Genomic DNA, 13,598 nt, shown 5'->3' with positions numbered 1-13,598 from the left:
ACATGATTACTTTATTTTTGTCACCGAGTTGTACCAGTTGTCGTAAAGCTCGTGCTTGGCTGACAAGTCACGAAGTCCCTTTTATTGAGCACAATATTATGACTAGCCCTCTAACTGCTGAGGAATTAAAGAACATTTTAGCATTGACAGAAAATGGAACAGATGACTTGATTTCTACCCGTTCAAAAGTTTTTCAGAAACTAGATATTGATGTTGATGAGCTTTCTGTGAAGCAGCTTATTGGGTTAATCGAAACCTATCCGAGTCTCTTACGGCGTCCGATTATTTTGGATGAGAAGCGGATGCAGATTGGTTTTAACGAAGATGAAATTCGTGCATTTCTTCCGCGGAAGTATCGCAAACAAGAATTGAGAAATGCCACATTACGAGCAGAAATAGGATAAAAGATATGAACAAAAATTATTCATATCCACTTGATTTTTCGTGGAGCACAGAGGAGATTTCCTCCGTGCTTTCTTTTTTGAATCAGGTGGAGGCAGCTTATGAAAAAGGAGCAGATGCGGTAGCTATATTAGCTAGTTATAAAAGCTTCAAAGATGTTGTTAAAAGTAAGGGACAGGAACGTCAAATTGATCGTGACTTTGAAGCAGTTTCTGGTTATTCAACCTATCGAGTTGTTAAGGCTGCTCGAGATAGGGGGAAAGGAGTTATTCGTCTTGGAAACTAAGTATCACTTTGCCCAAACGATTGTCCTGGAGGCTGGAAATTTTCTCCGACAGCATTTACATGATGATCTTCAGATTGAAGAAAAAGGTGACTTTACAGACTTGGTAACGCACCTTGATAAACAAGTGCAAGAAATGCTGACTCAACAGATTCAATCTCGCTATCAAGGTGATGGGATTTTAGGTGAGGAAGGTGGAGACGTTTCTTCTATTCATGAGGGAAATGTTTGGGTTATTGATCCAATTGATGGCACCACAAATTTTATTGCTCAAAAAACTGATTTTGCCATTATGATTGCCTATTTTGAAAATGGAGTAGGAAAGTTTGGTATTATTTATGATGTCATGCGAGACAAACTTTTCCATGGAGGAGATTCATTCCCTGTTTATTGTAATCAAGAACGCTTAAAGAAACCAGCGCTACGCCCTCTTCGTCAGAGTTTGATAGGTGTAAATGCAAAGTTGTACGCAGGCAATGCACATGGAGTGGCAGAATTAGCAAATCAAAGTTTAGGTACAAGATCTGTAGGAAGCGCTGGAATTGGTTTCGCCCACGTTCTGGAAGGAAGATTATTTGCCTATGCTTCTTATCTGTGTCCATGGGACTACGCAGCAGCCAGTATTATTGGTTCCTCTTTAGGCTTAGTCATGTTAAGTTTTGATGGTCCGAGTCTGGCCTATGATAAGCGAGAGTTTGTCATGCTAGTATCAGAATCCCATCTTGAGGAAGTGAAGGGGTATATATTCTAATGCAATTACCACAGGATTTTATAGATAAATATAATCATTTGCTTGGTAGTGAGGCCCAAGCATTTTTTGAGAGTTTTGAACAAGACCCAATCTCAGGATTTCGCACAAATCCTCTTAAAGAAAGCCAATTGGACTTTGAGCAATCAATCCCTAATATGACTTGGTCATACTATGGTAAGGTCTCAGGAAAGTCTCCAGAACATGTAACTGGCTTAGTCTACTCACAAGAGCCAGCTGCACAGGTTGTCGGTCAGATTGCAGCCCCGGAAAAAGGGATGAAAGTATTGGACTTGGCAGCAGCGCCAGGAGGAAAGTCTACTCACTTGCTTTCATACTTAGAAAATACGGGGCTCTTGGTTAGTAATGAAATTTCCTACAAACGAGCAAGGATATTGGCTGAAAATATCGAACGATTTGGGGCGAGAAATGTAGTCGTGACCAATGAATCTGCCGATTGTTTGGCCAAGGTCTTTCCAGGATATTTCGATATGATTGTCCTAGATGCTCCCTGTTCAGGTGAAGGGATGTTTCGAAAAGACCCCGATGCGATTCAATATTGGTCCAAACATTATCCAGCACAATGTGCAAGCTTACAGCGTGAAATTTTAGAATCGGCCTTGAACATGTTGGCTCCAGATGGTCAATTGATTTATTCTACTTGCACTTGGTCACCAGAGGAAAATGAAGAAGTAGTGACTTGGCTCTTAGAACAGTATGATTTGGAACTAGTAGACATTCCTAAAATCAATGGAATGGTAGAAGGAATCGGATATACAGAAGTTGCTCGTATGTATCCCCACCATTTTGCAGGAGAAGGTCAGTTCGTTGCCAAATTTAGATTTCTAGGGGAAGCCAGTCAGAAAAAATTAAAACCAGGAAAATCCAATTTGAATAGAGAACAGCAAGCTCTCTGGAAAGAATTTGAACAGAAGCATTTAAGGGTTCAATTGGATGGTTTACTGCAGGTTTTTGGTGACAATCTCTATCTATTGCCACACGGCCTTCCTGATTTGTCAAAAGTAAAGATCGCTCGAAATGGTCTTCACTTGGGGACGTTTAAGAAAAAACGATTTGAACCCAGTTTTGCTTTAGGTCTAGCACTCCATAGTTCGGAGGTTAAAAATCGAGTGGAAATCAGCTTAGAAGAATTCTCGTCCTATACTGCAGGACATACAATAGCTGTGTCCAAGGATTTAGCTAATGGCTGGTATCAGGTAGCAGTCCAGGGGAACGGTCTTGGTTTCGCAAAAATTGTATCTGGAACGCTTAAAAACGGCTTTCCAAAAGGGTTGAGATTTTAAAATAAATCAGCAAATTTTTTTTGCAACTTGTCTTTTTATATGATATAGTGGATGAGTGGAAATATCTTGTAAATTCTATGTAAAATACAGAGTTAATTTTAGGAGATTCCACTGAAAAATGTAAAGGAAAAAACGAAATGAAAAAAAAGCAGAAGCTTGGAATTGCAGCTTTGTTTCTTTTGAGTAGTATGGCTCTTTCTGGTTGTTCTTCTTGGATCGATCGAGGAGAGTCTATTACAGCCGTAGGTTCGACGGCGCTTCAACCACTTGTTGAGGCAGCAGCAGATGAATTTGGTAGTGTCAATATCGGTAAATCCGTCAACGTTCAGGGTGGTGGATCAGGTACTGGCTTGTCACAAGTTCAGTCTGGAGCTGTTCAGATTGGTAACTCTGACGTATTTGCTGAGGAAAAAGATGGTATTGATGCAAGTAAACTTGTTGACCATCAAGTAGCAGTAGCTGGTTTGGCCGTTATTGTAAATGAGCAAGTATCGGTTAAAGATATTACTACAGAAGATCTGCGTAAAATTTTTACTGGTGAGATTACCAACTGGAAAGAACTGGGCGGTAAGGATTTGGAAATTTCAATCATTAACCGTGCAGCTAGTTCAGGTTCACGTGCGACCTTTGATAGTGTTATCATGGATGGACAAACCGCAGCTCAGAGTCAAGAACAAGATTCTAACGGTATGGTAAAATCTATTGTTGCTCAGACACCAGGTGCAATTTCCTACCTATCATTTGCTTATATAGATGATTCCGTTAAAACAATTAAGCTAAACGGTTTTGAACCAACTGCTGAAAATGTAGCAACAAATGATTGGCCAATTTGGTCCTATGAGCATATGTATACGATGGGAAAAGCGACTGATTTGACAGAAGAATTTTTAGATTACATGATGTCAGATGAAGTTCAAAATGGTATCGTTGAAAGTATGGGATACATTTCTATCAACGATATGAAAGTTGTGAAAAGTGCTGATGGCACGGTGACTGAGAAGGAGTAAGCATGAAAAACGAACAACTAGCAAAAGAGTTATCGTCTCCATCTAAAAATTCTCGACTAGAGAAGTTTGGTAAGATAATTACATTCCTTTGTCTATCATTGATTGTCTTCATTGTTGCAATGATTTTGATTTTCGTTGCGCAGCGTGGATTATCGACGTTCTTTGTTGACGGTGTGAGCATCACTGATTTCTTATTTGGAAGCAAGTGGGAACCAAGCTCGAAAATATTTGGTGCCCTGCCAATGATTTCAGGTTCTTTCATTGTTACGATTCTGTCAGCTGTTGTTGCGACCCCTATCGCAATCGGTGCAGCGGTCTTCATGACAGAAATATCACCAAAACGTGGTGCAAAAATCTTACAACCTGTTATCGAACTTTTGGTTGGTATTCCATCGGTTGTATATGGTTTTATTGGTTTGCAAGTGGTTGTACCATTTGTACGTTCAATCTTCGGTGGAACAGGTTTCGGTATCTTGTCGGGTGTATTTGTACTTTTCGTTATGATTTTGCCAACAGTAACCTTTATGACGGTTGACAGTTTGCGTGCAGTACCTCGTCATTACCGCGAAGCAAGTTTAGCTATGGGAGCCACTCGCTGGCAGACGATTTGGCGTGTTATTTTGAACGCAGCTAAGCCAGGTATTTTTACGGCCGTTATCTTTGGTATGGCGCGTGCCTTTGGTGAAGCCTTGGCGATTCAGATGGTTGTGGGGAACTCTGCGGTTATCCCGACTTCCTTGACAACGCCAGCAGCGACTTTGACTTCTGTTTTGACAATGGGTATCGGTAATACGGTTATGGGAACTGTTCAGAACAACGTCCTATGGTCCTTGGCCCTAGTCTTGCTCTTGATGAGCCTTATCTTTAACATGATTATGAAATTTATTACGAGAGAGGGTAAGAAAAACTATGCACGCTAAAAAATTTGATAAATTGGCGACTGGTATTCTTTACTCAATCGCTGGTGTGATTGTCGTTATCTTGATGTCACTGATTCTTTACATCTTGCTACGTGGTCTGCCACATGTAAGCTGGGGTTTTTTGACAAGTAAATCTTCATCTTACAAAGCTGGTGGTGGTATTGGAATTCAGCTCTACAACTCATTCTTCCTATTGGTTGTAACGCTCTTAATTTCTGTTCCCTTGTCAACCGGTGCAGGTATTTATTTGGCTGAATATGCTAAAAAAGGTCCATTGACTAACTTTATCCGTACCTGTATTGAGATTTTATCATCCCTACCGTCCGTTGTCGTTGGTTTGTTTGGTTACTTGATTTTCGTTGTTCAGTTTGAGTACGGTTTTTCTATCTTATCAGGTGCCTTGGCTCTTACAGTCTTCAACTTACCACAGATGACGCGTAACGTAGAGGACAGCCTTCGTCACGTTCACCATACACAACGTGAAGCAGGATTGGCTCTTGGTCTATCACGTTGGGAAACTGTTCTCCATGTTGTTATTCCAGAAGCACTTCCAGGGATTGTAACAGGTATCGTCTTGGCATCTGGTCGTATCTTCGGTGAGGCAGCAGCTCTTATCTACACGGCTGGTCAGTCAGCTCCAGCTCTTGACTGGTCAAACTGGAATCCATTGAGTGTTACTAGTCCGATTTCTATCTTCCGTCAATCAGAAACCCTTGCGGTTCATATCTGGAAGGTAAACAGCGAAGGTACAATCCCAGATGCAACCCAAGTTTCTGCTGGTTCAGCAGCAATCCTCTTGGTTTTCATCTTGATTTTCAACCTTTCTGCACGATATATCGGTAAGAAACTTCATGCGAAAATGACTTCAGCAGCCTAGAAGTCTGACTTATAAGGAGAAAAAATGGCAGATTACAACTGGAATGAACGCCATATCATTACTTTTCCAGAGGAGAATATCGCCCTTTCGACAAAAGATGTTCATGTTTACTATGGTAAAAATGAAGCGATCAAGGGCATTGATATGCAGTTCGAAAAAAATAAAATTACAGCCTTGATTGGACCATCAGGGTGTGGGAAATCAACCTATCTTCGCAGTCTTAATCGTATGAATGATACTATTGATATTGCTAAGGTAACCGGTCAAATTCTTTATGAAGGAATCGACATCAATAGACCAGATATGAACGTTTACGAAATTCGTAAGCATATCGGAATGGTATTCCAACGTCCCAACCCATTTGCAAAATCTATTTATCGTAACATCACATTCGCACATGAACGTGCAGGCGTGAAAGATAAGCAGGTTTTGGATGAGATTGTTGAAACTTCTCTGAAACAAGCAGCCCTTTGGGATCAGGTAAAAGATGACTTGCACAAGTCAGCCTTTACATTATCAGGTGGACAGCAACAGCGTTTGTGTATTGCACGAGCTATCTCTGTAAAACCACAAATCTTGCTTATGGATGAGCCTGCATCAGCCTTGGACCCGATTGCGACTATGCAGTTAGAAGAAACTATGTTTGAATTGAAGAAGGACTACACCATTATCATTGTTACGCACAATATGCAACAAGCAGCTCGTGCAAGTGATTACACAGCTTTCTTCTATTTGGGTGACTTGATTGAATATGATAAGACAGCAAACGTCTTCCAGAATGCAAAACTCAAGTCAACTAGTGACTACGTTTCAGGACATTTTGGATAGAAAGGAAACAAATGACATCACCTATTTTACAAGTAAAAGATTTGTCTGTTTACTATAACAAGAAAAAAGCCTTGAATAATGTGTCAATCGATTTCTATCCAAATGAAATTACTGCTTTGATTGGACCATCTGGTTCTGGTAAGTCAACCCTCTTGCGTTCTATTAACCGTATGGGAGATTTAAACCCAGAGGTAACATTGACAGGTGCGATTGATTACAACGGAAAGAACATATACAGTCCTCGTACGGATACTGTTGATCTTCGTAAGGAAATCGGTATGGTCTTCCAACAACCAAACCCATTCCCGATGTCTATCTACGAGAATGTCGTTTATGGCCTACGTATCAATGGTATCAAGGACAAGCAGGTCTTGGACGAAGCAGTTGAGCGTTCCTTGATTGGTGCTTCTATTTGGAATGAAGTGAAAGATCGCTTGCATGACTCAGCAGTTGGACTTTCAGGTGGTCAGCAGCAACGTGTATGTGTGGCCCGCGTATTGGCGACAAGCCCAAAAATTATTTTGTTGGATGAGCCAACTTCAGCCCTTGACCCAATCTCGGCTGGTAAAATTGAGGACACACTTTATGGTCTGAAAGATAAGTATACAATGGTGCTAGTAACACGTTCTATGCAACAGGCATCACGTATTTCAGATCGAACAGGTTTCTTCCTTGATGGCGATTTGATAGAATACAATTTGACAAAAGAAATGTTCTTGAATCCTGCCAATAAAGAAACAGAAGACTACATTACAGGTAAGTTCGGCTAAGGCCTATAAGAAAAAGAAAGAGGTTCACATGTTAAGAGCTCAATTTGAAGAGGAATTAGGAAAACTTCATAACCAATTTTACGCCATGGGAAATGAAGTATTGGCTCAGATTAATAATGCTGTTCGTGCCTTTACAACTCATGATCGTGAATTAGCAAAAGAAGTCATTGAAGCAGATAAGAAAATCAATGCTTTCGAAGTGAAATTAGAGAAAAAATCACTTGAAATCATTGCTCTCCAACAACCTGTCTCAACAGATCTTCGTCGCGTTATTACAGTCTTGAAAGCAACTAGTGATTTGGAGCGTATGGGAGACCATGCAGTCTCAGTTGCTAAAGCAGCTATCCGTATGAAGGGAGAAGTTCGCATTCCAGTAGTTGAAGAAGAAATCAAGAAAATGGGACGTGAAGTTCGTCAATTAGTAGAAGAAACTTTGGAACTCTACTTAGGTGATGCTGATATGGAGCGCGCTTATGAAGTAGCAGCACGTGATGAGGTTGTCAATGAATTCTATTCAACTATTCAAGAATTGACAACAGAAGAAATCAAGAAGAATCCAGAATCCTTGGTTGCTGGTCGCGACTATTACCAAGTTTTAACCTACTTGGAACGTGTCGGTGATTATGCTAAAAATATTTGTGAGTGGGTTGTTTATCTACGCACAGGTGATATTACAGAGTTGTAATTCAGAAGTCCGAGAGGGCTTCTTTTTGTGTAATGGACTTTTATAAAAAATTATACTATTATCATCAGGTAAAGAGGAGTTATTTAACGGGTCTCATTCTGATAATATTCTATTGAAAAGGGGAATTTCATGTCATTTATTAATCAATTTAAGTCACAGTCAAAAACAGTACTAGCTGCTGTTGCTATTTCAGCTGCTACCTTGGGCTTTGCAGGGGGAATGAGTATTTCTAAAAGCTCAGCAGGAGTTTCAACACAAAGTCAAGCAAGTTTGGCGCAAAATGGTTCCGTAGCTAAGAGTGGACAAGTAGCTACCCAAGGTATGCCACCAGGTCAAGGTGGAGCTACACAAGATATGTCACCAAGACAAGGGGGAAATAGCCAAGGCATGCCATCTGGACAAGGTACAACTCCTCCTGATGCGACAAGTGGAGCAACCCAGTCAAACTCGAGTACTTCTTCTGATGAAGTGAATGCTTTAAAAAAGAGGAATCAAGAAATTAAAGCTCAAATTTCAGGAGATAGTAGTTCTTCTAATCAATAAATATTGAGATTTCGATTTTTACTTATTCCATGATATAATGAACTCGTATCAATAAATAGTTAGATAAAGACTACCTTATCATTCATTTTTTAGATGGTCGTAGTAGTACTTTATCTAACCATTTCTCTTAAAGACCGTGACCTGTCCCAGGTCTTTGGTTTGTTTATTAAACCGAAATGTAAGGAAGTGTATGATGATTAAAATATTGTTAGTGGAAGATGATTTAAGTCTATCAAATTCTGTTTTCGATTTCTTAGATGATTTTGCGGATGTTATGCAGGTTTTTGATGGTGAAGAGGGCATTTATGAGGCGGAAACAGGCGTTTATGATTTGATTCTTTTGGATTTGATGTTGCCTGAAAAAGATGGCTTCCAAGTTTTGAGAGAGTTACGTGAAAAAGGTGTTACGACACCTGTTCTGATTACAACAGCCAAGGAAAGTCTAGAGGATAAAGGCCATGGTTTTGAATTGGGGGCTGATGACTACTTGACAAAACCGTTTTATTTAGAAGAATTGAAGATGCGAATTCAAGCTCTATTAAAACGAGCGGGTAAGTTTAATGAAAACACACTAACCTTTGGAGATGTGACAGTTGACCTATCTACAAATATGACGATGGTAAATGGCGAAGAAGTTGAACTGCTAGGAAAAGAATTTGACCTACTAGTTTATTTCTTGCAAAACCAAAATGTTATTTTGCCAAAAACACAAATTTTTGACCGTATTTGGGGCTTTGACAGTGACACTACTATTTCAGTAGTAGAAGTATATGTTTCTAAAATTAGGAAAAAGTTGAAAGGAACGACCTTTGGGGAAAATCTTCAAACCCTGCGTAGTGTCGGATACATTCTAAAAAATGCCTAAGCGATTTAAAAAATTAATGTACACGGATAAATTTTCTTTCTTTATCCGTTATTTTGCAGTATTTACTCTGATTTTTGGTTTAATGACAGCCATCATTTTTCAATTAATGCGTTCAACTATGTACCAAAATTCAGATAACACCTTGAAACGCATTAAGAAAGAACCAGCGCTGGCTGTTGGTTTTGCAATCGCAAGAACCTATGAGCCCAATTCTGTATTTATCCTTCAAGATAGTCCAACTGGTGAAGAAACTACGAGCTCTAGTTCAGATAGCATGCCTGTTCCTAAAAATCAAAAAAATACTAGAGCTGGAGATCAGCTGAGATTAGGTGCCAATACTCATGTTTTACTCTATAGTAAAAGTGGAGAGATGATTAATCCAGATACTTTTACTGGTTTGGCCGACTTATCATTAGACAAGGAAAAATTGGGTGAAATTAAGGAAACGACGGTTGAATCAAGTTTTGGTATGTCTGAAGATTATCGCTATATAACGATTGGGCTGGCTACAGATGAACTAGGTTATTATTCGTCCTATGATATAAAATATGCGACAATTTTGGTGAATGTCAGCCAAATTAAATCTTCCATTGAGAGCTATGAATCGACAGTTGCTATTGTTATGGTATCAGCTTGGTTGATTTCTATACTAGCAAGTATTTACCTATCGAATCTTAGCATGCGTCCAATCCTAATCAGTTATCAAAAACAAAAAGACTTCGTTGAAAATGCTAGTCATGAGTTGCGCACACCGTTGGCAGTTCTTCAAAATCGCCTGGAAAGTCTATTTCGTCATCCCGAGACAACTATTTTGGAAAGTAGTGAAAGCATCGGATCTAGTTTAGAAGAAGTGCGAAATATGCGATTATTGACAACAAATTTACTTAATTTAGCTCGTCGTGATGATGGCTTAAAAGTCGATATGATCGATGTCCAACCCAACTATTTTGATGAAATCTTTGCTAATTACCTTATGATTGCCGAAGAAAATGGAAAAACTCTAACAGTTAATAATTTGATTCATCAGCCAATTCGAACAGACAAGGTTTTGATTAAACAGTTGCTCACCATTTTGTTTGACAACGCTATGAAGTATACCGATGATGATGGGACAATTCAAATAGCAGCTAATATCAAGGACAAATTAGTTTGTTTTACAGTTATTGACAATGGTTTGGGAATCAGCGATGCCGATAAAAAGAAAATCTTTGATCGCTTTTACCGAGTTGACAAGGCTAGAACACGACAAAAAGGTGGATTTGGTTTAGGTTTATCTTTAGCTCAACAAATTATTAAGAATTTAGATGGTGAGATTTCTGTGAGAGATAACCAACCGAAAGGAACTATTTTTGAGGTACGTTTACCCAAATAACTAACCATTCATCAAGATTAGAGGCTGGGTAAAAAGTCCAGCCTTTCTTCTCAAAGTTCGCTCTATTTCCAACTTCCAACTGTCTCCCAGATAGTTTTGTAGCGAACTCTATTCGCTCTATCACCAGACTCCAAAGGTTCGGGGAACTCTTTTCGATCTATTGAATTCTTTCCACTTCCTTTTTGTTTTGTGTAGTTTGTCAGATGCCTCCTAATTATGTTATACTTAAACAAGAATGGAGGTAAATATGAGGAAAGTTTCTCGTGGAATTTTAACAATATTATTATCGGCGACAGTACTTTCTGCTTGTTCAGGAGGAGGGAAAAATTTAAGTGAACGTTTGGAAGCAGCTAAAGTTGAATTTTCTAAAGAAAAAAAGCAACTAGAAGCAGAATTAACAGCATTAAAAGAAGAGGTTCAAGGAAATTTTTACTACCAACAATTGGATACTGATAAGGAACGTCGTGTCTATCTCCAATTTGTTAATGGACTCAGCAAGCGGATGCAAGTGATCGATATTGATTCTGTTAATGATGAAATATATTCGCGCGTCTATTTTTCTGTCGCCCATGATTATCCAGAATTTTACTGGCTAACAGATGAAGCAGCAATGGCTGGTGGAATTGATATATTGGATTTAGAAGAGCCGGTGTATCCGAGTGATTTATCTCCGACACAAAATAAAATAGAAGATGAAGTGAATAAGATACTTGCTCAGACACCAAAAGGGTCGGACTATGAGAAGGTTAAATATTTTTACGAGGTGATTATAAGGCAAACGGATTACGACCTTGAAGCCCTGCAGACCAAATCTGTCACGTGGAGAAGTCAAGGAATTACCAGTGTGCTATTAGATAAGAAATCCGTTTGTGCTGGCTATAGTCGCACCTTCCAATATCTATGTAAAAAAGCAGGCATTGATTGTATCTATGTCACAGGGATTGCAAAAAATGGGCAAAACGGTGAGTTTGGGCATGCTTGGAATCTAGTCAAGATAAATGGACAATACTATGGTGTTGATACGACTTGGGGAGATCCAGTTTTTGATCAAGCTATAAGTGGAGAAGCGCATACAGATATTTCATACGATTATCTATGTGTCCCTGATGAAATATTAGAGAGAAGTAGAATTGCTGATACCGACCTCCTCGACTACTGGGGAGAAGAACAATATTACGAACCTAGAGCATTGACCTATCCAAAGTGTACAGATAATTCATTGAATTACTATGTTCAAAAGGGAGTTTATTTCACAAGCTTTGATGAAGCTGCAGTTTTACAGTCCATCACTGACCAGCGACTACAAGGTACGGATAAAGTAGTCTTGCAATTCGGAACAGCAGAAGCAATGCAACAAATGATTACATTGGCCTCTACTGAAAATAATGCTATTTTTCAGGCTTTGGGCGATGTAGGAGAGTATCAGTACTATTATAATGACCAAACCTATACATTTGAACTGGCAGATTGGTTCTAACGAATTAGTTTGAATCTTAAGGAACGTGTTCTTCCCTAATAATAAAAAAATAGGGAGCGAGAAAGACATCCATGATGGCTCTGCCTTCACCCACAGAATAATGAAAACGAACACAAAGCCCTCACTAGGTGTATAATCTTAGTGAGGGCTTTATGGTTGACGAGTTAATGATGTTATTCATCGAGGGAAAAATTGATCCACTTTGTCCCGCCTCCTTATGATGGAAAAAATAAAAAAAGGAAACCCAAAGGTTTCTTTTTTAATTAAGCAAGTTTTGATGCAAGACGTGCTTTATCGCGGCTTGCTTTGTTTTTGTGAATCAAACCTTTAGTTTCTGCTTTATCGATTGCTGAACTAGCAGCACGGAAAAGCTCTTCAGATGGGTTAGCTTCAAATGCTTTGATTGCAGTACGCATAGCTGATTTTTGTGCTGAGTTTTTCTCGTTTTGTTTAACGTTCAATTCAGCGCGTTTGATAGCTGACTTAATGTTTGCCAATGGTTTCACCTCCACCCTTTCTTGTACTAACTATACCATTATATCTGAAAAGAGTATTTTTGACAAGTGAAATTTATTTTTTTAGATAAATTTTATCAATCTCATGGTTTTCGGCCTTATGAAGAATAATATCAGCACGGTTTCTGGTTGGTTCAATGAATTTTTCTAAGTTAGCTAGATTAATGTTTTTCCAAGTATTCTGGGCAATAGATAGAATCTCAGGGTACGTCATCTGGGTAAAACGATGGTAATAGTTGTTAGGGTCATTTTTTGCCAATGTCAATAATTTTTGGAATCGCTCCAAGTACCAGGTTTCAATATGTTCCACATCAGCGTCAACGTATATAGATAGGTCAAAATAGTCACTGACATAGAGGCGCTGGTTTTGTGGATTTTGAAATACATTGATTCCTTCAACAATCAAGAAATCTGGAGATTTAATCTCCTGAGTTTTGTTGGGGACAATATCATAGATTTCATGTGAATAGACAGGGATTTGGCAGTCGTAGCCGTTTTTTATCTTATCAAGGAAATCAATCAATTTCTCCATGTCATAGGACTCAGGAAACCCCTTTTTATTTAACAGTTGCCGTTCTTCTAAAACCGCATTTGGATGGAGAAATCCATCCGTTGTCACTAATTCAACCTTGGCGTATTTAAATGTCCGAGCGATAAGAATTTGCAGCAATCTACTAGTTGTTGATTTGCCGACAGCAACACTTCCAGAAACGCCAATGATAAACGGTTGAGGCTTGATAGTTTTCTGTAGAAATAAACTCTTCGTAAAATTTAGGTCTTTGCGTGCTTTCCGATAGATATGGATAAGATTAACCAAAGGAAGATAGATGTCAGAAACCTCATGTAATTGGATGCGGTCGTTAAAACTTTTAATAGAATTTAGTTCGCTTTGACTAAGTGGAATGGTAGTCTTACGATGTAGTTGTTGCCAAGTGGCTCGGTCAATTTGTTCAAAATTTAAAAATTCATTTTTCATACATAATTCTTCCTATAGGTAAGCGT

The 13,598-nt window shown here is 38.9% G+C and carries 16 protein-coding genes; 14 read left to right on the top strand and 2 right to left on the bottom strand.

Going from position 1 to position 13,598, the window contains the following annotated elements:
* Window positions 1-2: 2 nt before the first annotated feature.
* The 14 genes from ODU37_RS00565 to ODU37_RS00500 all read left to right on the top strand — a co-directional run bounded on the left by ODU37_RS00565 (window position 3) and on the right by ODU37_RS00500 (window position 12,081).
* Window positions 3-404 carry a Spx/MgsR family RNA polymerase-binding regulatory protein gene (locus ODU37_RS00565; protein ID WP_024381367.1) on the top strand — a complete coding sequence of 134 codons (402 nt, stop codon included), beginning with the start codon at window positions 3-5 and terminating at the stop codon, window positions 402-404.
* Between the two features lie 5 nt (window positions 405-409).
* Window positions 410-688, top strand: coding sequence for a UPF0223 family protein (locus ODU37_RS00560; protein WP_024401464.1), 279 nt, complete (start codon window positions 410-412; stop codon window positions 686-688).
* The gene (locus ODU37_RS00555) at window positions 678-1,436 is read left to right on the top strand and encodes an inositol monophosphatase family protein (RefSeq protein ID WP_249562114.1); all 759 of its coding nucleotides are present in this window, start codon (window positions 678-680) and stop codon (window positions 1,434-1,436) included. The genes ODU37_RS00560 and ODU37_RS00555 overlap by 11 nt, the downstream gene beginning before the upstream one ends.
* Entirely contained in the window at window positions 1,436-2,737 is a 1,302-nt protein-coding gene (locus ODU37_RS00550; protein ID WP_249562113.1) for an RsmF rRNA methyltransferase first C-terminal domain-containing protein, read from the top strand. The genes ODU37_RS00555 and ODU37_RS00550 overlap by 1 nt, the downstream gene beginning before the upstream one ends.
* A gap of 137 nt (window positions 2,738-2,874) precedes the next feature.
* On the top strand, window positions 2,875-3,744 hold the full coding sequence (locus ODU37_RS00545; protein WP_024400694.1) for a phosphate ABC transporter substrate-binding protein PstS family protein: 870 nt from the start codon (window positions 2,875-2,877) through the stop codon (window positions 3,742-3,744).
* A gap of 2 nt (window positions 3,745-3,746) precedes the next feature.
* Window positions 3,747-4,664, top strand: coding sequence for a phosphate ABC transporter permease subunit PstC (gene pstC, locus ODU37_RS00540; RefSeq protein WP_044758718.1), 918 nt, complete (start codon window positions 3,747-3,749; stop codon window positions 4,662-4,664).
* A complete protein-coding gene (pstA, locus tag ODU37_RS00535; RefSeq protein ID WP_398580396.1) occupies window positions 4,654-5,541 on the top strand; it encodes a phosphate ABC transporter permease PstA in 888 nt (295 codons plus the stop codon). The genes pstC and pstA overlap by 11 nt, the downstream gene beginning before the upstream one ends.
* A gap of 24 nt (window positions 5,542-5,565) precedes the next feature.
* A complete protein-coding gene (gene pstB / locus ODU37_RS00530) occupies window positions 5,566-6,369 on the top strand; it encodes a phosphate ABC transporter ATP-binding protein PstB (protein WP_002940866.1) in 804 nt (267 codons plus the stop codon).
* Window positions 6,370-6,380: 11 nt separating this feature from the next.
* Complete coding sequence (pstB, locus tag ODU37_RS00525) at window positions 6,381-7,139, top strand: phosphate ABC transporter ATP-binding protein PstB (protein ID WP_002937614.1); 759 nt, start codon at window positions 6,381-6,383, stop codon at window positions 7,137-7,139.
* Window positions 7,140-7,167: 28 nt separating this feature from the next.
* Window positions 7,168-7,824: a phosphate signaling complex protein PhoU gene (phoU, locus tag ODU37_RS00520; RefSeq protein ID WP_002937611.1), complete on the top strand. Its 657-nt coding sequence runs from the start codon at window positions 7,168-7,170 to the stop codon at window positions 7,822-7,824.
* Between the two features lie 129 nt (window positions 7,825-7,953).
* Window positions 7,954-8,367: a hypothetical protein gene (locus ODU37_RS00515; RefSeq protein ID WP_398580395.1), complete on the top strand. Its 414-nt coding sequence runs from the start codon at window positions 7,954-7,956 to the stop codon at window positions 8,365-8,367.
* A 193-nt stretch (window positions 8,368-8,560) separates the two neighbouring features.
* Window positions 8,561-9,232, top strand: coding sequence for a response regulator transcription factor (locus ODU37_RS00510; RefSeq protein WP_044761869.1), 672 nt, complete (start codon window positions 8,561-8,563; stop codon window positions 9,230-9,232).
* Window positions 9,225-10,604 (top strand): cell wall metabolism sensor histidine kinase WalK, encoded by a 1,380-nt coding sequence (locus ODU37_RS00505; RefSeq protein WP_044755070.1) that lies wholly within the window; start codon window positions 9,225-9,227, stop codon window positions 10,602-10,604. Before ODU37_RS00510 ends, ODU37_RS00505 begins: the two co-directional genes overlap by 8 nt.
* Before the next feature lie 247 nt (window positions 10,605-10,851).
* Window positions 10,852-12,081 carry a transglutaminase domain-containing protein gene (locus ODU37_RS00500; RefSeq protein ID WP_105202255.1) on the top strand — a complete coding sequence of 410 codons (1,230 nt, stop codon included), beginning with the start codon at window positions 10,852-10,854 and terminating at the stop codon, window positions 12,079-12,081.
* A gap of 263 nt (window positions 12,082-12,344) precedes the next feature.
* Here ODU37_RS00500 and rpsT read toward each other — a convergent pair whose 3' ends face one another.
* Together rpsT and coaA are read right to left on the bottom strand one after the other, a co-directional pair.
* Window positions 12,345-12,593 carry a 30S ribosomal protein S20 gene (gene rpsT, locus ODU37_RS00495; RefSeq protein WP_012027069.1) on the bottom strand — a complete coding sequence of 83 codons (249 nt, stop codon included), beginning with the start codon at window positions 12,591-12,593 and terminating at the stop codon, window positions 12,345-12,347.
* A gap of 58 nt (window positions 12,594-12,651) precedes the next feature.
* On the bottom strand, window positions 12,652-13,572 hold the full coding sequence (gene coaA, locus ODU37_RS00490; RefSeq protein WP_024389003.1) for a type I pantothenate kinase: 921 nt from the start codon (window positions 13,570-13,572) through the stop codon (window positions 12,652-12,654).
* Between the last annotated feature and the right edge of the window lie 26 nt (window positions 13,573-13,598).

This window comes from Streptococcus sp. 2021WUSS109, from assembly GCF_044427305.1.
Lineage (GTDB): Bacteria > Bacillota > Bacilli > Lactobacillales > Streptococcaceae > Streptococcus > Streptococcus suis.
Note: the sequence above shows the minus strand (reverse complement) of the source record. Positions and strands in the feature narration are given on the sequence as shown.